This window comes from Arthrobacter sp. UNCCL28, assembly GCF_900102805.1.
GTDB classification, from domain to species: Bacteria; Actinomycetota; Actinomycetes; order Actinomycetales; family Micrococcaceae; genus Arthrobacter; species Arthrobacter nicotinovorans_A.
In genome coordinates this window covers 300665-322981 of record NZ_FMWE01000003.1, presented here as the reverse complement: position 1 = coordinate 322981, position 22317 = coordinate 300665, and the positions used below count along the sequence as shown (strand labels likewise).

Below are 22317 nucleotides of genomic sequence, written 5' to 3'. Positions count from 1 at the left end.
GCCGCGCCGGCCGTTTTAGAGTTCGGCGAGTTCTGCGCCGTCGAAAAAGTGCCCGGCCTTGTAGACCATGGGCGCCGTTTCGCTGATCTCTGCGTGGCGGACCCTGCAGATGAAGACCGTGTGGGTCTTCGCTTGGAAACGTTCCTGGATTTCAGCTTCAAGGGAAGCAGCCGAACCATCCAGCAAGGGACTACCCTTGGGCCCGTCGTGCCATTGAAGCTCAGCGAACTTGTCCGGAGCCTTTGAAGCAAAGGTTTTTACTGTATTCAGCTGCTCCGTGCCGAGAATGTTGATGCCGAGGTGGCTTGAAGAAAACAAAGCCGGGTAGGTGCTGGAAGTTTTCTGTACGCAGACCAACACCAGGGGCGGTTCCAGCGAGACAGAGCAGTAGGAGTTCGCTGCCAACCCCTTCGGAGTATCTCCTTCTTTGGTGGTCACTACGGTGACTCCGGTGATGAACTGGCGGTTGAAAGCCTTCATCAGGGACGGATCCAATTCTTCGAATTCCCCCGCACCCTCTTCACCGCCTGGCACCACGGGGGCAGCGATGCCCCGGAGGGGCCGGATACCCAGGCCGGCCAGCAGTTCGCTGCCGTCCCACGTGACTGTTTCTTTCTGGATCTTGCCGTCATTGAGGATCAGGATGTTCGAGCCACGGGTCTGGACTGTCAGTCCGGTGGCCGGTACGCCGAGGTATTCGTTGTTGTGGGTGCCTGTGGAAGTCCAGAAAACGGCGACTGTGCCATTTCCTTCGACGACGTCGTCGACCGTTGTGCGCAGATCCGGGAAGGCTTCCCGTACGGCGGCGATCTCCGACTTGAGTCCGGCGAGGTCGACGGTTGCGCCCGTCGCCTTGCTGGTGCGTGTATAGCCGGCTGATACGAGGCCATCCAGGGCGTCAAGGTCTCCCTTGTCCCAAGCGGCGAGCCAAGCTGATGTGATAAGCGGTTCAAGCGTCTGTTGCATACCAATGACGGTAAGCCAGCTCACACGGTGAGGTCAAGAGGACTAGTAAAAAAACAGGCAAGTCCCGGAAACTAGAGGTTTTTGACTCAAAAGTGTTCAGTCCGTTGACGACACTGATGTATGCAACATAAGCTGTGATGCATGCAAGAGAATGTGGAAGAAGTGACCGTACCCGCTGACCGCGACGGACTGTTGGATCGAATCCGACGACTGGTCCTCGGTGGTGACTTCCCTCCGGGTGCCGTAGTCCCTGAGGCATTCCTGGCTCAGGAATTCGATGTCAGCCGGACCCCTATCCGCGAGGCCCTGAAGCAACTGCAGCACGAAGGCCTGGTGGAGATCCGCCCTAAAGTGGGCACCTTTGTCCGGGAGCCAACGCGGAGGGAGATCATTGAGCTCTTCCAACTCAAGGAGTCCTTGGAAGGCCTGGCAGCATCCCTGCTTGCAGGCCGGGGGGAGGTCCCCGAGCTGGCGATACTGCGGCGGAACCTCGAGGAGTCCGAGATGACATCGCTTACTCATGACACAGATGCTTACGCCCGGCTGGTCCACGAGTTCCACTGGACGATCGTCCGGGGATCCGATAACCGGAAACTCATTGAGCACTACGAACGGCTCATGAACCAGCTTGCCTACCAGCGTCTGGTGCTGCGCACGGTTGAACACCCCGGGAGGCTCGAAGCATCCACACGCGAACACCGCGCGGTCCTGGAAATGATCGAGCATAAGGACCCCTTCGGGGCAGAATCCGCCATGAGGAACCACGTTCATGCCTCGTCCCGCGAGGCGCTGACCGACCCGGCGAACGACCACCGGTACTAAAGGAAAAGAACCAGAAATGAACGATCCACAGAACGGCATCCGCAAAATTGTGTACTACAGCGAGGAAATCCTCCTCGAGAATGGCCAGGCCCCGGCCATTCCGGCAGTGCGGGCAACAGCCGCTGCCGTAGTCACCAACCCTTGGCTGGGAGGCAACGCAACTGATGACCTCGGCCAGGCAGTTGTTCAGCTCGCTCCGGTGCTTGCACGCAAGCTCACCGACGTCCTCGCTTCAAACCTCGGTGGCGTGGAGGCCATCGAGGCCTTCGGCAAAGCGGCACTTGTGGGCAGTGACGGCGAAATTGAGCATGGTGCCGCCCTTATCCACACTCCCTTCTTCGGCAATCTCGTCCGCGAGTACTTCGAAGGCGAATCCATTATCTGCTTCGCCGATGATCGTGCCGACGCCGGAGCATCGCTCGTTGTGCCCCTCTGGCACAAGAATGCTGCAGCCACCCGCACCCACTACCAAACCATCACCACACGGATCGGTGACGCACCCCGGCCAGGGGAGATCGTCGTCGTCCTCGGTGCTTCCACCGGGCCCAGGCCCCACTCCCGCATCGGTGACCGCCTCACCGACCCCATCGTCAAAGTAGAAACCCTAGGAGAACTTGTTTCATGAGCATTCGTAAAATCGTCACGCTGACCGAAGACATCCTGACCGAAGGAGGCAGGGAAGTCACCCCTGCCGCCAGGGTTGCCGTCGTGGCAGCGATCATCAAGAATCCCTGGGCCGGCCAAGGTTTCGTTGAAGACCTTTCTGAAGGTATTAACGCCAACGCCTCGGACCTTGGCGCGTTGCTCGCTCCCCGTGTGCTCGAAGCCCTGGGCTCCCCCGCCGAAGCTTACGGTAAGGCCGCAATCGTAGGGTTGAACGGCGAAATCGAGCATGGTTCCGGGCTTATCCATACGCTTGCTTTCGGAAATCACTACCGTGACGCCGCCAAGGCCACCACCCTCCTGCCTGCAGTGGAAAAGCGCGGGCCTGCCGGCGTCGTATTCGACATCCCGCTTAAGCACATCACCGACGCAACCATCAGGTCCCACCACCAAAGCATCGAGGTACGGATCAACGACGCACCGCACGCCGATGAAATCGTGATCGCTTTGGCGGCAGCTGCCCAGGGAAGGCCCCAGCAGCGCCTGGCCGCCTTCAGCACGGAAGAAAAGTAGGAGCACAACCTGTGAACCGCGCCCGCATCGCCCTCATCCACGGAGTCGGGCTCGACGGGTCCATGTGGGGGCCGCTTCGTCAATTCCTTGAACCGGAATTCGACATCCAAATCATCGAGCTCCTGGGCCACGGTGGCCGTGAGGAGCCCGGGGACGGAGTGACTCTTGCTGAACTCGCCGGCGATGTCGCCGGGAGCCTCGAACCGGGCACGCACGTCGTCGGATTCTCACTCGGCGCCCTAGTCGCCCAGCACTTGGCCCGCTATAGGCCGGACCTGGTGGCGACACTTGCCTCCGTCGCCTCAGTCTGCGACAGGACAGCCGAAGAGCAAGCGGCTGTGAAGAGTCGCCTGGCTTTGGCGGAAGCCAATTTCCCAGCCACCGTGGAAGCCTCCATCGGTCGGTGGTATCCGGCTGGCTCACAGGTGGAGCCGGAAGTCATCGAGTCAACCCGGCAGGTCCTGCTGGGCAACGACCCCAGATCATTCCTGGCCTGCTACCGGGTCTTCGCCACAGCAGACGCGGAAATCGCGACTGAGCTACCCCACATCACTGTCCCCTCCCACGCCGTAACGGGCGAGCTGGACTCTGGGTCAACACCGGAAATGAGCGCAAGGCTCGCGGCCGCCATTCCCGGCTGCACCTACACCGTAATCACAGGGGCCAGGCACATGATCCCGGTGGAGCGTCCCCAAGAGCTCGCCACTGACCTGACAGCCTTCATCAAGGAGCATTCGAATGTCCACTGAACGCCTCTACGAACACTTCATCAACGGCGACTGGGTTGCGCCGGCCGATGGGGAGTATTTCGAGAGCAGCAACCCTGCAACACTGGAGGTCCTCTACCGTGCCGCACGGGGCAAGGAAACCGACGTCTCCAAGGCCGTGTCTGCGGCCGAGGCGGCCTTCGAGAATCCGTCATGGCGGGACTTGAGCCAGACCAAGCGCGGACACCTGCTCCGACGGCTCGGCGATTTGATCGGCGAGCATGGCGACGAGCTCGCCCGAATGGAGTCCTTGGACAATGGCAAGCTCCTGCGCGAAATGCGCGCCCAGCTCGCTGCCATGCCCGAGTACTACTACTATTACGCCGGCCTTGCCGACAAAATACAGGGCGATACGATTCCAGGCTCAAGCCGCACCATGCTGAACTACACCCTGCGGGAACCCCTCGGCGTGGTGGGCGCAATCACACCATGGAACTCTCCGCTGACACTGACCACCAGCAAGCTCGCTCCGGCACTCGCCACCGGAAACACCATTGTGATCAAACCCTCCGAATACACCTCGGCGACCGTACTGCGCCTGGCTGCACTTGCCGATGAAGCCGGCTTCCCGCCCGGTGTGATCAACGTGGTGACAGGTTTCGGCGCCGAGGCCGGAGCAGCACTGGTGGAGGACCCCCGTTTGGCTAAGATCTCCTTCACTGGCAGTACGGCCACGGGCGCCCGGATCGCTTCCTCTACTGCTTCACGTTTTATCGGCTCAACACTGGAGCTGGGCGGAAAGTCGCCAAACATTGTGTTCGGTGACGCTGACGTTGCCAACGCCTCCATGGGAGTAGTGGCCGGTATTTTTGCAGCTGCCGGCCAAACGTGTATCGCAGGAAGCCGCGTATTCGCCCACAAGTCCATCTACGACGAACTCCTTGAACGCGTCGCCAACCGTGCCCGCAGCATCGTCATTGGCGATCCCCTCCTTGACGCCACGGAACTCGGGCCCCTGGCCTTCCAGGACCAGCGCGACAAGGTGGCCAGCTACGTGGACCTGGGCGTCTCCGAAGGCGCTACCGTCCTGACAGGCGGAGGGCGGCCCGACACCGGACTCGGCGGTTACTTCTTCGAGCCAACCGTCCTCACTGACGTCGACAATTCCATGCGGGTGGTGCGCGAAGAAATCTTTGGCCCCGTGGCAGCGATCATGCCGTTTGAAACAGAAGAAGAAGTGGTCCGTCTCGCCAACGACACCACGTACGGACTCGCCGCCGGCGTCTGGACCACCAACCTGGCCAGGGCACATCGGATGGCCAGCCGTTTGGAAGCCGGAACCATCTGGGTCAACACCTACCGCACCATGTCTCCCCAATCACCACGGGAAGGATTCAAGACCAGCGGCGTCGGAGTGGAACACGGCATGGAGAGCATCCGTGAGTACACCCGGGTCAAGAGCATCTGGATCAACACCGATGAGTCCCCCATTGCAGACCCCTTCATCATGAGGAGCTGAGGATCATGCCACTTATTGAAGTCTCCATCGCCCAGGGCAGAACACCCGAGGAACTCCGGTCGCTCATCCACGAGCTTCATCGGGCCGCCGAGGTCTCCGTGGGCGCACTACCGGAAAACACCACGGTGATCATCCGCGAAATCCAGCACGAACACTGGTCCCGCGGCAACCAGACCATCGCAGAACGCAACTCAGCAGCAACGGAAACAGCAGAAACAAGGAGTCAGTAATGCGCTTTTCCCTCTTCGTCCACATGGAGCGCTGGGACGAATCCGTTTCGCACCGCGAATGCTTCGAGAACCTGACGGAGCTGACCCTCATGGCGGAAGCCGGCGGATTCAGCACCGTCTGGATCGGTGAACACCACTCCATGGAGTACACCATCTCCCCCAGCCCCATGCCGCAGCTTGCCTACTTGGCAGCCCGCACCTCGCGCATCCGGCTGGGTGCCGGGACCATCATCGCACCGTTCTGGAATCCACTCCGGGTAGCCGGGGAGACGGCACTTTTGGATGTCATCAGTGACGGCAGAATGGAAGTCGGGTTGGCCCGGGGCGCCTACCAGTTCGAATTTGATCGCCTCACAGAGGGCCTGCCCGCAGTCGACGGCGGCAAGCACCTTCGCGAAATGGTTCCGGCCGTGCGTGCGCTCTGGCAAGGCGACTATGCACACGACGGCGAGGTGTGGCAGTTCCCCACCTCCACCAGTGTCCCCAAGCCCGTCCAGAAACCCACGCCGCCCATGTGGATCGCAGCCCGTGACATCTCCTCGCACGAATTTGCAGTGGCCAACGCATGCAACGTCATGGTGACACCGCTGATGAAGGGCGACGAGGAAGTCGAAGACCTCGCGCGCAAGTTCGATACCGCCGTCGAAAACAACCCCGGTGTCCCCCGCCCGGATCTCATGGTGCTCCGCCACACCCACGTCCACTCAGCCGACGAACCGGAAGGTTGGCGCCGCCCGGCCGAGGCAATCAACAAGTTCTACAGGACGTTCGACGCTTGGTTCGGGAACAAGACGACCCCCACCAACGGTTTCCTGGAGCCCAGCCCTGAAGAGAAGTTCGCCGACCGCCCGGAATTCACACCGGAATCCCTGCACCGGACTGCGATGATCGGCACTCCTGAAGAAGTGATCGAGCGGATCCGTCACTATGAGGCCCTGGGCGTCACCGAGTTCAGCCTCTGGTCCGATAACAGCCTGTCCCACGAGGAGAAGAAGCGCTCACTCGAACTGTTCATCGAACACGTCGTACCTGCCTTCCAGGAAGTACCGGCAAACGCGGCCCGCTAGCCCACCCAATCCTGACTGACGACGACGACGGCGGCACTTGCCCGCCGTCGTCGTCTGTCCCGTGCAGCCGCCCATCCCCGCCCCTATACTCAGGAGGTGATTTCCCTGACCCAGATTGGTGCCACCGCTCTTGCCTGCGTAGTTCTCATTGCCATTCCCGGCCCCAGCGTCATGTTCGTTGTGGGAAGGGCCCTGACGTATGGGCGAAGCAATGCAGTCTTGAGCGTTCTGGGGAACGCGATAGGTTGCTACCTCGCTGGCGTCGCCGTCGCTTTTGGTTTAGGGCCGCTGCTGGAGCGCTCTGAACTCCTCTTCCAGGCCATCAAATGGGCGGGCATCGCCTATCTCATCTGGCTTGGGGTGCAGGCTTTCCGCAAAGCCGGTTCCATATCTGAGGCATCACCTGCCATCAAAGGCTCCAGGTCCGGCTGGGAGGCCGTACGCACCGGAATCATTGTGGGACTGACAAATCCCAAGAGCTTTGTGCTGTTCACCGCAGTGGTACCGCAGTTCATCAATCCGGCCGCCGGAGACACTACCCTTCAGATTCTCCTGCTGGGCCTCATTCCGCTGTTCATCGGCCTTCTCACAGACACTACGTGGGCTCTCCTGGCCAGCCGGGCCCGCAGCTGGCTGGCCAGGTCACCGCGGAGGATGACAACGGTTGCGCGTGGCGGCGGGGTCTCAATCCTCGGCGTCGGGGTCTCACTCGCCCTGAGCGATACCCGCCCCTGAGAGAGTTGCCGCGGCCACTTCCCCCGCTGATTGGGCGGACGTAGGCTGTGATTCGGAGAGCCGGGAAGCCTGGTCGGCCCGTTGGGCATCGTGCCCGCGGAACGACTCCGGCAACCGCCTGGGTCGTTGGACCGAGGGACGGGATCCACCATGACATCAGTATCAGAACCAGTCATCGAGACCAAACAGCTTGTCAAAACCTTCGGCAGAACACGTGCCTTGGACGGGCTGGATCTGCAGGTCGGCCCCGGGGAAGTCCGCGGCTTCCTGGGACCCAACGGGGCCGGGAAATCAACAACCCTCCGCCTCCTCTTGGGACTGATGCGCCCAACGGCAGGAACAGCCCGGGTTTTTGGACTTGATCCCTGGCGGGACCCTGTCAGGGCCCACCGGGACATAGCTTATGTCCCGGGGGATGTGAGCTTGTGGCCGAACCTTTCCGGTGGTGAGGTCATCGATTTGCTGACAGGCCTGCGCGGGGGCGTCAATGAACCGCTCCGCCGGGTCTTGATCGAAAACTTCGAATTGGATCCGCGCCGCAAGGCCAGGACGTATTCGAAAGGAAACCGCCAGAAGGTGGCCCTGATTGCGGCGTTCGCACGCCCTGCACGCCTCTATCTGCTCGATGAGCCCAGCGCTGGTTTGGATCCTGTCATGGAGTCGGTCTTTCGTCAGCAGGTTCAGCGCGTAACCGCGGACGGCGCCACAGTGCTGCTTTCCAGCCACATCCTCAGCGAGGTTGAACAGCTCTGTGAAAAGGTTACGATCATCCGTGCTGGGCGCACCGTGGAATCAGGGACTCTCGCAGGTTTGCGGCACTTCAAACTCACTCATTTCAGAGTGGAATGCCCCGACCCTGCAGTCTTTGAGTCCCTGCCCGGCGTTCGGGACCTTGTAGTCGACGGCGGTGTGGTTGAGTTCGACGTTGACCCGGCCGATCTCGCGCCGGTACTGCGGGCAGCGGCAGCAGCCCGACTCAGCGGGCTCACCGTGTCCCCACCGTCGTTGGAGTCCCTCTTCCTCAGCCACTACAGCAGCCAGGTGCGTTGATGTCCGGCATGTTTGCCCTGCTCGTGGTTCAGGCGCGCAGGGAACGGGTGCTGCTGCCCCTTTGGATTCTCGGAATCGCTTTTCTGAGTTACATCATCTCCAGTGCCGTTTCCACCGAATTCGGCGACGAAGCAGCCCGGCGGGCGATCATCACTGTTGCCGGTGCGAGCCCGGCGTTCCTGTTTGTGCGGGGACTTCCTGACGGGACCAGTGCCGGGGCGGTGGTGTTTTTTCAGGGCTACGCCTTCACCGCTGTCCTTGCAGGTTTGATGAGCACGTTCTTGGTTATCCGGCACACCCGTACGGATGAAGAACTTGGGCGGGCGGAACTAGTCAGTTCCACTCCGGTAGGCCGGGCGGCACCTATTACGGCAACGCTTATCCTAGGAGGGGCAACGAACCTGGTTCTGGCAGTCTGTGTGGCGGCGGGGCTTGCCGCCACAGGTTTGCCCGGCATTGGTGCTCTCACCGCTGGAGCGGCCGTAGGTTCTGTTGGCTGGTTCTTCGTGGCCGTCGGTGGACTTGTAGCACAGATATTGCCCTCGGGGCGGTCGGCCAACGGCGCAGCAGCTGCTTTGGTGGGCGGAGCCTACTTCGTTCGGGGCATTGGTGACGCCTCAGGCATTCCGTCCGCTGATCTGACCCAAGTGACGAGTGGATGGTTTTCGTGGCTTTCCCCCATCGGCTGGGGGCAACGTTCCCGGCCTTTTACGGTGGCTGATCCCACACCTCTGCTGGCATTGACGACAGCGGGCCTTCTTCTGGCCTTGGCCGTGGCAGCGCTCAGGAGCAGAAGAGATTTGGGCGAAAGTCTGCTGGCCGAACGCACAGGGCGGGATCGGCTCGCGTCCGGGTCATCCTCGTTTCTTGGCTTGGCGTGGCACCAGCAGCGCTTAACCATCCTTGGATGGTGTGTCTTCGCGGCTCTGCTTGGCAGCATCGCCGGTGGGCTGGGACCTGTAGTCACCCATGTCATCGGCGGTAATGAGTCGCTTCGCGAGCTGATTCTCCGGCTCGTTCCCGGCGGCCGTGGAGAGCTCATTGACGTTTTCACCACCGCCTTGCTGGGCATCGCGGGCGTTCTTGCCGCTGCCGCAGGCGTCCAGGTGGTGCTGCGACTCCGGGCAGAGGAAGCGGAGGGACGCGCTGAACTGCTATTGGCGGCCCCGCGTTCGTCGGCGCGTTGGCTCGCCGCGAACCTGATAATCGCCGTGGCTTCTGCCGGCGTAGTTACAGTAGTCGCGGGAACGGCAACGACGGCAGGACTTGCCCTGTCAGGGACGGCGAGTGGAGCGCCTGGATTGCTGATCGGCGCCGCCCTCGCTCACGTTCCGGCCGCCGTCGTTTTCATCGCTGCTGCGGCCGTGGCCTTCTCTGTCATCCCGCGGGCGAGCATCGCCGTGGGCTGGGGGTTCCTGGCTGTCGGGCTGGTCCTGGGCCAATTCGGCGAACTGATGCGCCTGCCAACCTGGCTCCAGGACCTTAGTCCTTTCCGCCACACGGCGGCGATGCCCGTCGAAGCATTCGATCCCATGGCTGCCCTCAGCATGACCGGCATTGCCCTGGCCGGGGCAGGAATCGCCGGTTATTTACTCAGGCACCGGGACCTCGCAGCCTGAGGAGCTGCTGCAAGAGAGGCGCAGTTGCCCGGTCATGGGTACAAAGGGTGGGCTGGTCCGGACGTGCTGCTGTGATCCGTTATCCAGCATGTGCTGGGCCGCACTCTACTGACGCGGCCCACGCCGAAGGTGCCGTGCGTTGCCTAATGAGTGTCGCCGTCGTGATCGTCGGTGGCGGTCGGATCCAGCGGCGGCCACCACTTCGTCGGAGGTGCAATAACGAACCGGCGACCGGTGATCTCCGTGGGCGTGACCCTGACCAAAACGTCCTTGGCGCCAGGCTGCCATGGAGAAAGACCGGCTTCCACTGCCTCTTGGATGTCTTCAGGATGGGTCACGAACTCCGGGCTTCCTTTGAGGATGACACTCCAGGCGACGGTTCCGTACCGGTTGAACCCATCGGCTTCCAGCGCAATCACCGCCCCGTCCCGCAGGGCATCGTGCTTCGTCCCTGGTCCCGTTCTGAAAAGAACAGTTCCATAGTTCGGCACGTAGTTCACCGGAAAGATCTCGGGCTCTTCGCCGTTGATGAGGGCGATCCTGCCGATGGACACCGATTGAAGGTACTTCCAGCAGTCGTGGACGCTGAGCTCTGTGGTGTCTGGATCCATCGATGTGTTCTCCATGGGGCGAGCCTAACCCGTGAACCGACACGCTGATAGGGCAAAAGGTCCCGCCCCCAGCCCGCGCTCTTCGGCTTTGCTGAGGCGCTCCTGGCTGTTCCACCCAACGGGTCTTCTGTGTCCACTTCAATGGGCTGAGCCTTTTGGTTTGGTCATAATCGAGGCCCTCGCCACAGGGACACCCGTCTTGGCAACGCCATCCGGGGCAGCTCCGGAAATCATCGACGAAGGCGTCACCGGGTTCTTGGCGCCCACGGAAGAACTCGCGACCCTATGGCAGACTGCCGCGGGACTGGAACGTAAGGAATGCCCGTCCGCCGCCGAAAACCGGTTCAGCGCGCAACGAATGGTTCAAGAACACCTCGACCTTTATGGAAGCGTGCAGCAAACCATCCCCGTGGCACCGGAATTCCGAGCTACGCTCCACGGGTGGCCGCGAGTCAAGTGGAACCTTCGTAGGCATTTCTCAACGTAGCATTGCAGGGTCCTACTGCGTCCACACCCAGTCCCTGATTTCGGGGAGGTCCTCAAAGTGCTCGCGGATGTAACGGGAATGGGCGTCCAACTGCGTCCGGCAGTGCTCCAAGAGTTGCTCTGACCCTGCAAACTGCCCACGTGCCCGGCGTATTGCTTCCATCACCAGGTGGTACCGGCTGACCTTGTTCAGGACCACCATGTCGAACGGCGTGGTGGTAGTGCCTTGCTCGTTGTAGCCACGGACATGGAACCGCTCGGGATGCGGGCGGCCATGCAGGAGTTGGTGGAGGGCCCTCGCGTATCCATGCCAGGCCATCACCACGTCCACGTCAGCGGTGAAGAGTTCTTCGAACTTGTCGTCCGCCATTCCATGTGGGTGCGTATCCCGAGGTGGCAGGACCATGGCATCCATGACGTTGACCACCCGCACGGACATGGTTGGGACGTGCCGTTTGAGGAGCCATGCGGCTGCCAATGTCTCCTGCGTGGGAACGTCGCCTGCACAGGCGAGGACAACGTCCGGCCCCTTGCCGGCTGAAGTTGCGGGATTCTCACTCCCGGCCCAATCCCATATGGAGGCACCCAGGGCTGCGTGCTTCCGTGCCTCTTCGAGGGTCAGATACTGAAGATGTTCCTGCTTATCGATGACCACCAGATTCACGTAGTCCTTGCTGTTCAGCATGTGTTCTGCGGTGACCAGCAGGGTGTTGGCATCAGGAGGGAAATAGATTCGCGTGACTGTGCTGGACAGGGACAGAACCGTGTCGATGAGCCCCGGGCCTTGATGGCTGAAACCGTTGTGATCATTCCTCCAACAGGTTGAGGTCAGCAGGATGTTCAAGCTTGGTACGGGCCGCCGCCACTGCATCTCCCGTGAATGCTGCAGCCATTTGGCGTGTTGAATGGTCATTGAAGCACTTACCATCGCAAACGCCTCGTAGCTTGCGAACAGGCCGTGCCGGCCCGTCAGCACGTATCCTTCCAGCCACCCCTGACATAGGTGTTCGGACAGGACTTCCATAACGCGTCCGCTGGCGGAAACATGGTCGTCTGCGAGCGCGGCTTCCGTGGTCGCAGCCGCTTCCAGGAGGCATCTGTCGGTGGCTTCGAATACTGCGCCGAGTCTGTTGCTGTTGGTCTCGTCGGGGCAGAAGAGGCGGAACCTGGGGTCTTCGGCGGTATCGATGTAGATATCGCGCAGCATCTCCCCTAATGGCTTGGTGCTCCCGTGCATCACGCCCCCGCGTGGAACAGCCTCGATGGCGTACCGATCGAGCGCGGGTATAGCCAGGTCGCTACTCCCAATTCCGCAGCTGGCCGGCAGGGCTCCCATGCGGAGATCGCCGTCCGGGGCCAGTTGCGCGAGTTCGGGAATCAGCCGGCCGTCCGCGTCGAACAGTTCTTCCGGCCGGTAGGAACGCATCCATGTTTCAAGTTGCTTCAGGTGCTCGGGGTTTTCTCTGACTCCGGCCAGCGGGACTTGGTGGGAGCGGTGGGTTCCTTCTACGGGCTTTCCGTCCACTGTGGCCGGTCCTGTCCATCCTTTGGGGGTGCGCAGGATGATGGCCGGCCATCGTGCGGGCCCGGTGACTCCTTCTGTGCGGGCATGGGACTGGATGCTGCGGATTGAGGCGTAGGCCGAATCCAACGCGGAAGCGAGGGCAGGATGAACGACGGCGGGATCGTCGCCGGAGACAACGACGGGATCCCAGCCGTGCGCTTCCAGTAGAGACGTTACTTCCTTGTCGGAGCGCCTACCCAGGACGGTGGGGCCGGAAATTTTGTGTCCGTTGAGGTGGAGGATGGGAAGTACTGCACCGTCCCTGAGCGGGTTGATGAACGAGGGCGCCTTCCACGAGCCCTCAAGAGGACCGGTTTCTGCCTCTCCATCGCCGACCACGCAGGCAACGATCAGGTCCGGATTGTCCATGGCCGCACCTGTGGCATGCATGAGGGAGTAGCCCAGTTCACCGCCCTCATGGATGGAGCCAGGTGTGGCCGGGCCGACGTGGCTGGCGATGCCTCCCGGCGTCGAAAACTGCCGGACCAGTCTTCGAAGCCCTTTCAGGTCTTGGCCAACTGCCGGATAAACCTCCGAGTAGCTGCCTTCCAGATAAGTATTGGCGACGACGGCGGGACCTCCGTGGCCGGGACCGGCCACGAAGAGAACTTCCGCACTTGTGCGACGAATCAGGCGGTTGAGGTGTGCGTAGATCAGGGACAATCCGGGGCTCGTACCCCAGTGACCCAGGAGCCTGGGTTTGATGTGCTCTACCTGCAGCGGCTCCCGGAGCAGGGGGTTCTCCTGCAAATAGATCTGGGCAACTGTCAGATAGTTGGCCGCGGACCAGTACCGGTGCAGGAGGTCAAAGTTCTCAACTTCCGGCTCAGTGTCGGTAGCGGTGGCGTTCTCGTGCAGGCTCATGGTGGGATTAACCTTCCTTAGGGTGCATGGCGAGCAAGGCCGCCGTCGATTCTGCAATGGCGCGTTCTTCGTCGCTTGGCACTACGAGCACAGCAATTGCGGAATCGATGGCGCTGATTTTGCGGATGCCGTCCTGGGCCGAACTATTCAGGTCTTCAGCAAGGCCAAGCCCCAGTGGTCCCAGCCAAGCGGCCACTTTGTCCCTGAACAGGGCGGAGTTCTCACCCACACCCCCGGTGAACACCAGAGCATCCGGCCGGCCAACCACCATGGAGTAGGCGGCAATGTACTTGGCAAGACGGTAGGTAGCCATGTTCAAAGCGAGAATCGCACGAGGTTCTCCTCGTTGGGCAGCGGCGGCGCTAATTTCACGCATGTCAGCGGTTCCGGCCAGCGCCAATAAGCCCGAGCGGTGGTTCAAGATGTGATCAACCTCCTCGGCGGTTGCACCGGCCTGCTGCATTAACAGGACGATGGAGGGGTCCAAGTCCCCCGACCGTGTGCCCATGACCAGGCCCTCCAACGGGGTCATTCCCATGGAGGTGTCAACACTGAGTCCCTGTCTGACGGCGGTAACCGACGCCCCATTGCCGATGTGAGCCACCACCAGGTTCAAAGACAAAAGCGGAATCCCGAGAAACTCTGCTGTGTCACGGCAGGCCATCTCCACCGAGATGCCGTGAAAGCCATAGCGCCTCACAGGATGAGCCCGGTAGGCGTCCTCCGGAATCGCATAGCAGGCTGCGAAGTCCGGAATGGTGCCATGGAACGCCGTGTCAAAGACAGCCACTTGCGGGAGGGCAGGCCAGTGCTTGCCGGCGGCGGCAATGCAGGCAACACTTGCCGGGTTATGGAGCGGCGCCAAAGGACTAAGTTCTTCAATGGCGGTTATCACGTCCGCAGTGACACGTACCGGGGTACTGAACTGTTCACCGCCGTGGACGACGCGGTGTCCAATCGCCTCCGGAGCCGCGGATCCGAGGTTTTTCAGGCTTTCGTTCAGCTCTTCAAAGGCAGAATCCAGGTGGATCGCGCCTGAACGCTCCCCGGCAGGCCAGTCGACCTGTCCGGAGGCAAGAACGGCGGCACCCGGATTGATACCTGCTGTGTCCCGCAGGTGGTACTTCAGCGATGAGGAGCCGGGATTCAGCACAAGAACACGCATGTTCTCCTCTCACTTCCGCCGGGAAAGCTACGGGCGATGTCTCTGCTGTGGACCCTAATACACAGAACCGTTCCTTGGGAGGGCCTTCCGGCCCTTGTAACTGCGGACCGTCCCGCCAATAGTGGAGACCACATCGTTGGCCATCCGAAGGGAATGTCGGTTCGTGAAGATGCAGATTCTGGTTGCCCTTGACGGCTCGCGGGCAGGTTCAGCTGTGTCTGACTGGGCTGCGGCTCGCGCGGTTTCCCTTGATCTTGGCCTGGCCCTGGTCCATGTGGTTCCCGGGGCGTGGGCTTACCCGCGGGAAACAGAACGTGAACTGGCCCTAAGCCGCGCTGAGGACCTCCTCAACAGCCAAACGCAGCGGCTCGGGGAAGCCTTTCCTACCTTGGGCATGACGATTCAACGCTTATCCGGTGAACCTGCCGAAACGATCGCATCCCTTTCATCGGACTACCCGATGGTGGTGGTGGGGACAGATCGCGGGCCTGGCACTGAAGGGCAGGGATACGGTTCGGTCAGTTTTCTAGTTGCTGTCACCAGCAAGTGCGACGTCGCCGTCGTTCCGGGAGTTAGTCCTCGAAAGCGTTCCGGTGTAGTCGTTGGCGTTGACGGTTCCCCTGAGTCATTGGATGCCCTGGATAAAGGGGCGGAGGAGGCTCAACGTTTGGATGATGAATTGGTGGTTGTCCATGCCATGGCCCCGGAAGCCAGGCTTGCCGAGGACGGGGATGTCCTCAGCATGGCTGTCCAGCGGGTCAACCACGGGTTCCCGTCCGTCGTCGTGAAGAAAGTCCTGGATACCACCCATGGCCCCGGACAGGCGCTGATAGCTGCTGCAAGAGAAGCACGGCTGCTGGTCATGGGCTGCAAAGGGCGCGGAGGTCTGAGCGTGTTGCTGGGATCCGTAGCCCAACATGTGGTCACGCATGTTCAGTGCCCCACCATCCTGACCCGGCCCCAACGGGACAGGTAATCGCATGAGAAGGACATTTCTCCAGAGATGGGTGCTTTCGGTCACGGTTGGCGAGTCGACCGGATTCGTTATCCCCGCAACAGTTGGCGGCGTGCTGGCGATGATCGACGTCTCTGGATGGGTGACTTACATAGCCATGATATTTGCAGGGGCTTGCGAAGGCATGCTGCTCGGACTGGGTCAGTCTCTAGGGTTTGGCAGTGACGTGGTGCCGCGCTCACGATGGGTTGCTGTTACTGCTGCCGGCGCGGCCTTGGCGTGGTCGTTGGGTATGCTGCCCAGTTCCATACCAGGATTCGATTTAGCATCGCCAATAACGGTCCTCTGGGCTGCCGTGGGTGGGGTGTTGTTGCTTGTTTCCATACCAGCCATGCAGTGGATCGTTCTGCGTCGGCTGGTGCCGAAGAGTTTTCGATGGGTACCTGTCAATGCTGGCGCGTGGGCGGTAGGTATTCTATGGACTCTGGCGCCATCGCCCTTCATTGACGAGACCACTGCACCGCCGGTGCTGTTGGCGTTGTATGTGATTGCGGGTTTCTTGATGGCGTTCACCGTTGCGCTACTCACGGGCTTCACCGCGAGGCGAATCGCCCTAGGTCCTCACGAAGGTATGACAGGCCAAGCGAAGATGTCATCGAACCTCCGCCAGACTTAGTGGGCTTCGGCACCGTGGCTCTCGCCGTCGTGAACGTCAGAGGCGGTGGGATCCAACGGCGGCCACCACTTCGACGGAGGCGCAATGACAAACCGCCGACCGCTGATCACCGTGGGCGTAATCCTCACCAAAATGTCTTTGGCCCCGGGCTGCCATGGAGAAAGGCCGGCTTCCACCGCTTCCTGGATGTCTTCAGGCTGGTCCACGAACTCAGGGCTCCCTTTGAGGACGACACTCCAGGCGACGGTTCCGTAACGGTTGAACCCATCGGCTTCGAGCGCAATCACCGCCCCTTCCCGAAGGGCATCATGCTTCGTCCCCGGCCCCGTCCTGAAGAGAACAGTTCCATAGTTCGGCACGTAGTTCACCGGAAAGATCTCGGGCTCTTCGCCGTTGATGAGGGCGATCCTGCCGATGGACACCGATTGAAGGTACTTCCAGCAGTCGTGGACACTGAGCTCTTTGATGTCTGGATCCATCGATGTGTTCTCCATGGGGCGAGCCTAACCCCTCCGTACCCACGCACATAGGGCAGAAGGTCCCACCCCGACCGTGCCCTTCGGCCCTAGACGTGGCCAGCTCACCGGTGGAGTCTTTCATCGAACAGGCATTCCTGCATTGGAGAGAAGATGTCCCTTGGGAACACACCTCCGGCCTCGCTGTCCCAGTCCCCGGGCGACGAGGGCCTGAGCTCGCAGGCCACCGCCGATTTGTTGCGACGATTCGGACCCAATGTCCTACCCACCGCCAGAAAGGTCCCCCAATGGCGGAAGCTGCTCGGGGAACTGACGCACTTCTTCGCACTGATGCTGTGGGTTGCAGCGGGACTCGCTTACGTGGCAGGCATGCCACAACTGGGCATAGCAATCATCATCGTGGTGATCGTCAACGGCGTTTTCGCCCACATTCAACAGGAACGCGCCCAACACGCAGCCGAACGATTGCAAGGACTGCTCCCGGCCGAAGTCACTGTCCGGCGGGATGATCGGCTTCAGAGCGTTCACGCGAGTGCTTTGGTACCCGGAGATGTGGTGGTCCTGACCGCTGGTGACAGGTTACCGGCAGACGTGCAGCTCATCTCAGCATCCGCATGCAGCGTCGATGAATCCATGCTCACCGGCGAGAGTGAGGCCGTACCCAAAACCGTGACGGACACAGCGTGGGGTGGAACGTTCCTGGTCAATGGCGAGGCGGAAGGCCAGGTGACCGCCACCGGCGCCAACACCAAGCTGGCAGCCATCGCAGCGCTGACCAGCGGCACCAAATCTCCACCAGCTCCTTTGACCATGGAGCTGCGTAGAATAGTCCGTTTGGTTGCCACCGTGGCGCTCGCCGTCGCCGGGCTGTTCTTTGTGGTCTCACTCCTGGTCGGAATTGTGTGGCGTGATTCCTTCCTGTTTGCCATTGGAGTAGCGGTGGCGCTGATCCCTGAGGGCTTACTGCCAACGGTTACCCTGTCGCTCGCCATGGGTGCACAGCGTATGGCGTCAAAGAACGCACTGGTCCGCAATCTTGAGGCAGTGGAGACCCTTGGCTCGACCACCTTCATTTGCACCGACAAGACCGGCACGTTGACGCAGAACCGGATGAACGCCGTCGAGGTCTTCACGTTGGAAGGGCCGCTGTATATCAGCGGTGACGGCTATGCACCCGAGGCCCGGGTGGAAGGGCCGGGACAGCCAGCCGCCACCCGGGTGGCCCGCGCAGCCCGTGCCGCATCGCAAGGCCGGGCAGTGCTTCGTGGCGAAGAATGGGTGGCAAGCGGGGATCCCATGGAAGCAGCGATCGACACTTTGGCGCGACGCCTCTTGGCGAATGCACCTGAGGACCTACAGCCATCTTTACGGTTCGCCTTCGACGCCGACCGCCGACGGGAGTCGGTGATTGTGGGCAACACTCTGTACGTGAAGGGAGCTCCGGAATCCGTCCTTCCCCTCTGTGGAGTCGAAGCCGCTCACCTATCCGAAGCAGTAGAAACCATGGCTGCCAAAGGCCTGCGCGTCATCGCCGTCGCCACAAGGGAACTGCCTGGAACAGCAGGCAGTTGGCACAACCGGACTGCGGACGAGGCTGAGCGGGATCTTGAAGGAATAGGCCTCATCGGTCTTCACGACCCACCCCGGCCTGACGTCGCCGATGTCATCAAAACCGCCAGGGGTGCGGGAATCCGGCTTGCGATGATCACCGGAGACCACCCCTCCACAGCAGCGGCAATTGCCAGGGAAATCGGACTGCTGGGGCACCCGGACCTGGTCTTCCAAGGCGCGGACCTCCCCCATGATCAACAAGTCCTCGCGGCACTTCTGGACCGCGACGGCGTAGTGGTCAGCAGGGTATCCCCCGAACAGAAACTCAGGGTGGCAAAAGCCTTGCAGAGCCGCGGCCACGTTGTGGCCATGACCGGCGACGGCGTCAATGACGGTCCCGCTTTACGTCAAGCCGATATCGGCGTCGCCATGGGACTCAGCGGCACCGATGTGGCCCGCGAGGCAGCAGACCTGGTGCTCCTGGATGACCATTTCGCCACCATCGTCGCCGCCATAGAACAGGGGCGGGCTACCTATTCGAATATTCATCGATTCCTCACCTACCACCTGACTGACAACGTCGCTGAACTCACACCCTTCGTGATCTGGGCACTTTCCGGTGGTCAATTCCCGTTGGCCCTCGGCGTCCTCCAGATACTCGCCTTGGACATCGGGACTGATCTGCTTCCCGCGTTGGCTCTCGGGGCGGAGCCACCAGGGAAACGGGTGTTGAGCCGGCCTCCCGAAAAGCGGCATCTCCTGGACCGGCAACTCATGCTAAGAGTCTTTGCGGTCATGGGTCCCACGGAGGCGTTGTTCGCTATGAGTGCGTTCTCTGTGGTTCTCTTTGGCAGTGGTTGGGGTCGCGGGGATCCGTTGGACCCGGGTGTGCTGATGGGCGCCTCAGGAGCTGCCTTCACGGCGGTGGTCCTTGGCCAGTTGGCAACAGCCTTCGCTTGCCGCAGTGCTACGGCGCCTGCCTGGAAGCAGGGATGGCTGACCAACCGGCTCCTGTTGTGGGCCGTAGGGGTGGAACTTGCGGCGTTGGCACTGTTCCTCTACGTACCTCCCGTCGCGGGCATCCTGGGTCAAGCCCCGCCTCCCCTCCCAGGCTTTGCCGTTGCCCTCCTGGCGATTCCCGGTGTGCTGGGCGCGGACTGGCTCTATAAACGGCTGCGCCATGGTGGGACCCTCCCCCATTGACGCAGCTTGCCGGATCCGTGCCCTTCGGCCCTAGTGGGGCGGCCATGTGGAAGGCAATCTGGTCCCATGAACACACAATCGCGCTCTGATCGGATCGTTGTAGGCGTCGATGGATCCGAGTATTCCTCCAACACCTTGCAGATGGCCGGTCGAATGGCCGCCGCCTTGGGAGGCTCCCTGGAGGTGATCACCTGTGTGGGCATATCTGACTACTTCATGGCTTCGCGTTTCGAGCCCGAACTGACACGCTTCACGACGGAATTGGAAGACACCGCTAAGCGGCTCGTCGATGAGGCCCTGGAACGAGCCTTCGGTGCAGACCGCCCCAAGGATCTAACAGTGTCGGTCAAATTCGGCGAACCTGCCAAAGTCCTCGTCGAAGAAAGCCATGGGGCACAACTACTCGTGGTGGGCAGGCGGGGCTCGGGTGGGTTCCTCCATCAACCCCTTGGATCCGTCAGCCGGGCTTGCTCGGCTCACGCGCGGTGCCCGGTCCTGGTCGTCACCCAGGACGATAAGGGCTAGTACTACCCCTGCGCCTGGACAGCGGTGATGGCGACAGTGTTAATGATGTCTTCGATCGTCGATCCCCTGGACAGGTCGTTGATGGGTTTGCGGAGCCCCTGAAGGATAGGCCCGACCGCGACAGCACCGGAAGACTGCTCCACGGCCTTATAGGTGTTGTTGCCTGTGTTCAGGTCAGGAAAGATGAAGACGGTCGCCCTTCCCGCGACAGCAGAGGACGGCAGTTTTGAACTCGCGATGGCCGCATCCACAGCGGCGTCATACTGTATGGGCCCGTCCACCGCAAGGTCCGGCCGGGCAGCTGCCACCATATCCGTGGCACGCTTGACCTTGTCCACCGCCTTACCGGCGCCGGATACGCCGGTAGAGTACGACAACATAGCCACCCTTGGCTCGACGCCGAACTGTGCCGCTGTCGTCGCCGATGCAAGCGCAATGTCCGCCAGTTGGCGGTCTGTTGGATCCGGCACCACGGCGCAATCCCCGTACACCAGCACGCGGTCCGGAAACAGCATGAAGAACACCGAGGACACCAGTCCGTTGCCTTGCTGGCTCTTCATGAACTCCAACGCCGGCCGAATCGTGTTGGCCGTGGTGTGCGCCGCTCCTGAGACCATCCCATCGGCCTCCCCCAGGTGGACCATCATGGTGCCAAAGTAGGCGGCATCGAGCATGATTTCCCTGGCCCGCTCCAGGATCACGCCTTTGTGGGCGCGCAACCGCTGATATTCCATCGCGAATCGTTCACGTAACGGCGAGTGGGCGGGGTCGATGATGGAGAGGCCACCCACCTCGATGCCTTCGGCCTCGGCAAGCTCCCGGACCGTCGAGAGGTTCCCAAGAAGCGTCACGTGGCATACATCCCGGCGACGCAGAATCTCGGCCGCACGCAACACCCGGCTATCTGTGCCCTCAGCCAGAACGATGCGCTTCTTCTGTTGTCGGGCGCGTTCCACGAGGTCATTAAGGAAGCGCAGCGGCGTCATGGTTGCCGGACGCGGGAGAGCCATACGTTCCAGCAACTCTGTTTCGTCAATGGAGCGGGCCCAGATGCCCAGAGCGGCGGCCACCCTGCGGCTTTCTCCGGTGTGGATCTCGCTGCGGACGTTTGAGACCCGTTGAGCCGTCGTGTAGGTGTCCGCAGTTTCAGCGAAGACAGGGAATGGCGCATGTGCTACCAACGACAACAGGTAGCTTGCGGGGACCAAGCCATCGGTCAGGATGACTCCGGACGGCGTGGGCAGCCCCGGTGACAGGGCCGGGGCCATGCACGCCATAACAATGTCCGTGCGATCGCCGGGAACAATCACCAGATTCCCGGGCTCAAGCAGCCGCAGGAAGTTCTCAACATTCATCGCCGCCACTCTCACGCTCCCCACGTCCCGGTCCAGCTCTGCACTGCCCGAAAGCCGTTCAAGCGCCAAAGACACCGCCATATCAGCCACAGTGGGTGCTGATATTTCGGGAACCTCGGGAATCACATAACTGGGAAGCCTTCCCGTAGCTGTCCGAAGGGCGTCGCGGACTGTGTCGATAGCTGCCGGCTGGGCGCGATTGACCGCGACCGACAGCACGGTGCATCTGGCTTGGGCGAGCCGCTGCAACGCATCGGCCACAGCCTGGGTGGTCTCCCGCGGACTCAAGCCCCGGGCCCCGATGACAGCAAGAACAGGCAGGCCCAGGTTGTTCGCCAGTTGCGAGTTCAGGTCAAACTCCCTCGCGGCGTCCGGGCCCCTCAGGTCCGTACCGTCCACCACAACCACATCACAATCCTCGGCGATGCGTCCGTATTCCTCGAGTACCCGGGAAACAACTTCGTCCTCACGGCCTGCCGACAGTGCCATCCGGGCGTCCGCTAAAGTCATTCCACCCATGCAGCGGGATGACTCCATGTTGTAGAGCCGTTGAAGCATCAGGAGTAGCGGGTCGTCGGCCGGATCTGTTCGGTCCACGATCGGCCGGTAGAAACCCAGACGGCCTGTTCTGCGGTGCAACGCGTCAGCCAGGCCCAGAACCACCAGTGATTTGCCTGCTTCCGGCGCAGCGGACAGAACATAAACGCCTTGAACCATGGTGTATCCCTCCGGGCCGATCATCCGATGCTTCACAGGTTCCACCCAGCGGGCCCTCAAGACCAGAGCCGAAGGTCATGATGGCAGCATTTCCCCTTGGGACCTTGGACTCTGTTGGTGGTGGGGAGCCGGTCATAGGCTCGGGAGCATCGAAACCAACGGCAACGCGGCGATTCGCAGGCAGCCATCCAACCCAGGAGATACAGACCATGGAAACCGACGAACGCCCCGGAACCGTCCTATCCGAAGCCGACTCATGGAAGGTCCTGGAACGAAAC

General features: G+C 61.5%; 21 protein-coding genes. 15 read left to right on the top strand and 6 right to left on the bottom strand.

Annotated features, from left to right (window positions below):
• Positions 1 to 15: 15 nt before the first annotated feature.
• A complete protein-coding gene (locus BLQ01_RS10085; protein WP_091551973.1) occupies positions 16 to 966 on the bottom strand; it encodes a flavin reductase in 951 nt (316 codons plus the stop codon).
• Between the two features lie 141 nt (positions 967 to 1107).
• On the opposite strand from BLQ01_RS10085, the gene BLQ01_RS10080 reads away from it, so the two are divergent.
• From BLQ01_RS10080 to BLQ01_RS10035, 10 genes are all read left to right on the top strand, one after another.
• A complete protein-coding gene (locus BLQ01_RS10080) occupies positions 1108 to 1788 on the top strand; it encodes a GntR family transcriptional regulator (RefSeq protein ID WP_091551549.1) in 681 nt (226 codons plus the stop codon).
• Positions 1789 to 1804: 16 nt separating this feature from the next.
• On the top strand, positions 1805 to 2413 hold the full coding sequence (locus tag BLQ01_RS10075) for an amino acid synthesis family protein (RefSeq protein WP_091551547.1): 609 nt from the start codon (positions 1805 to 1807) through the stop codon (positions 2411 to 2413).
• Entirely contained in the window at positions 2410 to 2964 is a 555-nt protein-coding gene (locus tag BLQ01_RS10070) for an amino acid synthesis family protein (protein WP_091551546.1), read from the top strand. The genes BLQ01_RS10075 and BLQ01_RS10070 overlap by 4 nt, the downstream gene beginning before the upstream one ends.
• A gap of 11 nt (positions 2965 to 2975) precedes the next feature.
• Positions 2976 to 3713: an alpha/beta fold hydrolase gene (locus tag BLQ01_RS10065; protein WP_091551544.1), complete on the top strand. Its 738-nt coding sequence runs from the start codon at positions 2976 to 2978 to the stop codon at positions 3711 to 3713.
• A complete protein-coding gene (locus tag BLQ01_RS10060; protein WP_091551542.1) occupies positions 3703 to 5190 on the top strand; it encodes an aldehyde dehydrogenase in 1488 nt (495 codons plus the stop codon). Before BLQ01_RS10065 ends, BLQ01_RS10060 begins: the two co-directional genes overlap by 11 nt.
• Before the next feature lie 5 nt (positions 5191 to 5195).
• Entirely contained in the window at positions 5196 to 5420 is a 225-nt protein-coding gene (locus BLQ01_RS10055; RefSeq protein WP_091551541.1) for a tautomerase family protein, read from the top strand.
• Positions 5420 to 6487 (top strand): LLM class flavin-dependent oxidoreductase, encoded by a 1068-nt coding sequence (locus tag BLQ01_RS10050; protein ID WP_091551539.1) that lies wholly within the window; start codon positions 5420 to 5422, stop codon positions 6485 to 6487. The genes BLQ01_RS10055 and BLQ01_RS10050 overlap by 1 nt, the downstream gene beginning before the upstream one ends.
• Positions 6488 to 6583: 96 nt before the next feature.
• On the top strand, positions 6584 to 7222 hold the full coding sequence (locus tag BLQ01_RS10045) for a LysE family translocator (RefSeq protein WP_091551538.1): 639 nt from the start codon (positions 6584 to 6586) through the stop codon (positions 7220 to 7222).
• Positions 7223 to 7372: 150 nt separating this feature from the next.
• Entirely contained in the window at positions 7373 to 8272 is a 900-nt protein-coding gene (locus BLQ01_RS10040; RefSeq protein ID WP_091551536.1) for an ABC transporter ATP-binding protein, read from the top strand.
• The gene (locus tag BLQ01_RS10035) at positions 8272 to 9891 is read left to right on the top strand and encodes an ABC transporter permease (RefSeq protein ID WP_091551534.1); all 1620 of its coding nucleotides are present in this window, start codon (positions 8272 to 8274) and stop codon (positions 9889 to 9891) included. Before BLQ01_RS10040 ends, BLQ01_RS10035 begins: the two co-directional genes overlap by 1 nt.
• Before the next feature lie 143 nt (positions 9892 to 10034).
• Here the strand turns inward: BLQ01_RS10035 and BLQ01_RS10030 are convergent, their stop codons facing one another.
• On the bottom strand, positions 10035 to 10517 hold the full coding sequence (locus BLQ01_RS10030) for a pyridoxamine 5'-phosphate oxidase family protein (RefSeq protein ID WP_026540489.1): 483 nt from the start codon (positions 10515 to 10517) through the stop codon (positions 10035 to 10037).
• Between the two features lie 16 nt (positions 10518 to 10533).
• On the opposite strand from BLQ01_RS10030, the gene BLQ01_RS10025 reads away from it, so the two are divergent.
• Positions 10534 to 10989 (top strand): glycosyltransferase, encoded by a 456-nt coding sequence (locus tag BLQ01_RS10025; protein ID WP_091551533.1) that lies wholly within the window; start codon positions 10534 to 10536, stop codon positions 10987 to 10989.
• 12 nt (positions 10990 to 11001) lie between these two features.
• Here the strand turns inward: BLQ01_RS10025 and BLQ01_RS10020 are convergent, their stop codons facing one another.
• Together BLQ01_RS10020 and BLQ01_RS10015 are read right to left on the bottom strand one after the other, a co-directional pair.
• The gene (locus BLQ01_RS10020) at positions 11002 to 13416 is read right to left on the bottom strand and encodes a phosphoketolase family protein (RefSeq protein WP_091551531.1); all 2415 of its coding nucleotides are present in this window, start codon (positions 13414 to 13416) and stop codon (positions 11002 to 11004) included.
• 7 nt (positions 13417 to 13423) lie between these two features.
• Positions 13424 to 14581 carry an acetate/propionate family kinase gene (locus tag BLQ01_RS10015; RefSeq protein ID WP_091551530.1) on the bottom strand — a complete coding sequence of 386 codons (1158 nt, stop codon included), beginning with the start codon at positions 14579 to 14581 and terminating at the stop codon, positions 13424 to 13426.
• A 169-nt stretch (positions 14582 to 14750) separates the two neighbouring features.
• Between BLQ01_RS10015 and BLQ01_RS10010 the strand changes: the two genes are divergently transcribed.
• Both BLQ01_RS10010 and BLQ01_RS10005 read left to right on the top strand, forming a co-directional pair.
• Positions 14751 to 15557 carry a universal stress protein gene (locus BLQ01_RS10010; RefSeq protein ID WP_254779395.1) on the top strand — a complete coding sequence of 269 codons (807 nt, stop codon included), beginning with the start codon at positions 14751 to 14753 and terminating at the stop codon, positions 15555 to 15557.
• Between the two features lie 4 nt (positions 15558 to 15561).
• Complete coding sequence (locus BLQ01_RS10005; protein WP_139183479.1) at positions 15562 to 16212, top strand: hypothetical protein; 651 nt, start codon at positions 15562 to 15564, stop codon at positions 16210 to 16212.
• On the opposite strand, the gene BLQ01_RS10000 is transcribed toward BLQ01_RS10005, so the two are convergent.
• Positions 16209 to 16706, bottom strand: a complete 498-nt coding sequence (locus tag BLQ01_RS10000; protein ID WP_091551524.1) for a pyridoxamine 5'-phosphate oxidase family protein — start codon at positions 16704 to 16706, stop codon at positions 16209 to 16211. The two genes, BLQ01_RS10005 and BLQ01_RS10000, sit on opposite strands and share 4 nt — an antisense overlap.
• A gap of 135 nt (positions 16707 to 16841) precedes the next feature.
• Here BLQ01_RS10000 and BLQ01_RS09995 point away from each other — a divergent pair, with 135 nt between their 5' ends.
• Complete coding sequence (locus BLQ01_RS09995) at positions 16842 to 19442, top strand: cation-translocating P-type ATPase (protein WP_091551523.1); 2601 nt, start codon at positions 16842 to 16844, stop codon at positions 19440 to 19442.
• Between the two features lie 66 nt (positions 19443 to 19508).
• Positions 19509 to 19967 carry a universal stress protein gene (locus BLQ01_RS09990; RefSeq protein ID WP_091551521.1) on the top strand — a complete coding sequence of 153 codons (459 nt, stop codon included), beginning with the start codon at positions 19509 to 19511 and terminating at the stop codon, positions 19965 to 19967.
• Between the two features lie 2 nt (positions 19968 to 19969).
• Here the strand turns inward: BLQ01_RS09990 and pta are convergent, their stop codons facing one another.
• Positions 19970 to 22039, bottom strand: coding sequence for a phosphate acetyltransferase (gene pta, locus BLQ01_RS09985; RefSeq protein ID WP_175493406.1), 2070 nt, complete (start codon positions 22037 to 22039; stop codon positions 19970 to 19972).
• Between the last annotated feature and the right edge of the window lie 278 nt (positions 22040 to 22317).

Excerpts from the sequence above, each read along its gene's own strand:
- BLQ01_RS10085 (WP_091551973.1), bottom strand. The coding sequence starts at position 966 with ATGCAACAGACGCTTGAACCGCTTATCACATCAGCTTGGCTCGCCGCT.
- BLQ01_RS10080 (WP_091551549.1), top strand. The coding sequence starts at position 1,108 with ATGCAAGAGAATGTGGAAGAAGTGACCGTACCCGCTGACCGCGACGGA.
- BLQ01_RS10075 (WP_091551547.1), top strand. The coding sequence starts at position 1,805 with ATGAACGATCCACAGAACGGCATCCGCAAAATTGTGTACTACAGCGAG.
- BLQ01_RS10070 (WP_091551546.1), top strand. The coding sequence starts at position 2,410 with ATGAGCATTCGTAAAATCGTCACGCTGACCGAAGACATCCTGACCGAA.
- BLQ01_RS10060 (WP_091551542.1), top strand. The coding sequence starts at position 3,703 with ATGTCCACTGAACGCCTCTACGAACACTTCATCAACGGCGACTGGGTT.
- BLQ01_RS10055 (WP_091551541.1), top strand. The coding sequence starts at position 5,196 with ATGCCACTTATTGAAGTCTCCATCGCCCAGGGCAGAACACCCGAGGAA.
- BLQ01_RS10050 (WP_091551539.1), top strand. The coding sequence starts at position 5,420 with ATGCGCTTTTCCCTCTTCGTCCACATGGAGCGCTGGGACGAATCCGTT.
- BLQ01_RS10040 (WP_091551536.1), top strand. The coding sequence starts at position 7,373 with ATGACATCAGTATCAGAACCAGTCATCGAGACCAAACAGCTTGTCAAA.
- BLQ01_RS10035 (WP_091551534.1), top strand. The coding sequence starts at position 8,272 with ATGTCCGGCATGTTTGCCCTGCTCGTGGTTCAGGCGCGCAGGGAACGG.
- BLQ01_RS10030 (WP_026540489.1), bottom strand. The coding sequence starts at position 10,517 with ATGGAGAACACATCGATGGATCCAGACACCACAGAGCTCAGCGTCCAC.
- BLQ01_RS10020 (WP_091551531.1), bottom strand. The coding sequence starts at position 13,416 with ATGAGCCTGCACGAGAACGCCACCGCTACCGACACTGAGCCGGAAGTT.
- BLQ01_RS10015 (WP_091551530.1), bottom strand. The coding sequence starts at position 14,581 with ATGCGTGTTCTTGTGCTGAATCCCGGCTCCTCATCGCTGAAGTACCAC.
- BLQ01_RS10010 (WP_254779395.1), top strand. The coding sequence starts at position 14,751 with ATGCAGATTCTGGTTGCCCTTGACGGCTCGCGGGCAGGTTCAGCTGTG.
- BLQ01_RS10005 (WP_139183479.1), top strand. The coding sequence starts at position 15,562 with ATGAGAAGGACATTTCTCCAGAGATGGGTGCTTTCGGTCACGGTTGGC.
- BLQ01_RS10000 (WP_091551524.1), bottom strand. The coding sequence starts at position 16,706 with ATGGAGAACACATCGATGGATCCAGACATCAAAGAGCTCAGTGTCCAC.
- BLQ01_RS09995 (WP_091551523.1), top strand. The coding sequence starts at position 16,842 with ATGTCCCTTGGGAACACACCTCCGGCCTCGCTGTCCCAGTCCCCGGGC.
- BLQ01_RS09990 (WP_091551521.1), top strand. The coding sequence starts at position 19,509 with ATGAACACACAATCGCGCTCTGATCGGATCGTTGTAGGCGTCGATGGA.
- pta (WP_175493406.1), bottom strand. The coding sequence starts at position 22,039 with ATGGTTCAAGGCGTTTATGTTCTGTCCGCTGCGCCGGAAGCAGGCAAA.